This is a genomic window from Streptomyces sp. NPDC104106 (assembly GCF_055584345.1).
Map to the genome: position 1 here is coordinate 1 of NZ_JBVJMF010000075.1, position 1,002 is coordinate 1,002.

Annotated in this window: 1 protein-coding gene; it reads left to right on the forward strand. The window is 69.9% G+C overall.

What is annotated here, in order from left to right; genetic code table 11:
- The coding region (locus ACZ60X_RS43925; protein WP_469611468.1) for an ATP-binding protein at positions 1 to 1,002 on the forward strand (1,002 nt) is incomplete at its 5' end.

Consider the following 1,002-nt stretch of genomic DNA (forward strand, 5'->3'; position numbering starts at 1 on the left):
TCCAAGGCCATCCTCAAGGAGGCCGGCTACGTCGGTGCGGGCACGTGTGAGTTCCTGGTCGGGCAGGACGGCACGATCTCCTTCCTGGAGGTCAACACGCGTCTGCAGGTGGAGCACCCGGTGACCGAGGAGGTCGCCGGTATCGACCTGGTGCGGGAGATGTTCCGTATCGCCGACGGTGAGGAACTCGGTTACGACGACCCGGTCCTGCGCGGTCACTCCTTCGAGTTCCGTATCAACGGCGAGGACCCCGGCCGGGGCTTCCTGCCCGCCCCGGGCACGGTCACGCGGTTCGACGCGCCCTCGGGTCCGGGGGTGCGCCTGGACGCGGGCGTGGAGGCCGGCAGTGTGATCGGACCGGCGTGGGACTCGCTGCTCGCGAAGCTCATCGTGACCGGCCGTACCCGCAAGGAGGCCCTTGAGCGGGCCGCCCGTGCCCTGGACGAGTTCCGTGTCGAGGGCATGGCCACGGCCGTGCCGTTCCACCGCGTGGTGGTGCGGGATCCCGCCTTCGCTCCCGAACTGACCGGTTCCGGTGATCCGTTCACGGTCCACACCCGGTGGATCGAGACGGAGTTCGTCAACGAGATCAAGCCCTTCGCCGCCCCGGCCGACGCCGAGGCGGAGGAGGACAGCGGCCGCGAGACGGTCGTGGTCGAGGTCGGCGGCAAGCGCCTGGAGGTGTCCCTGCCCTCCTCGCTGGGCATGTCCCTGGCCCGCACCGGCCTGGCCGCGGGTGCCAAGCCCAAGCGCCGCGCGGCCAAGAAGTCCGGCCCCGCCGCCTCCGGTGACACCCTCGCCTCCCCGATGCAGGGCACCATCGTCAAGATCGCGGTCGAGGAGGGCCAGGAGGTCCAGGAAGGCGACCTGATCGTCGTCCTGGAAGCCATGAAGATGGAACAGCCCCTCAACGCCCACAAGGCAGGCACCATCAAGGGCCTGACCGCCGAAGTCGGCGCCTCCCTCACCTCCGGCGCCCCCATCTGCGAGATCAAGGACTGA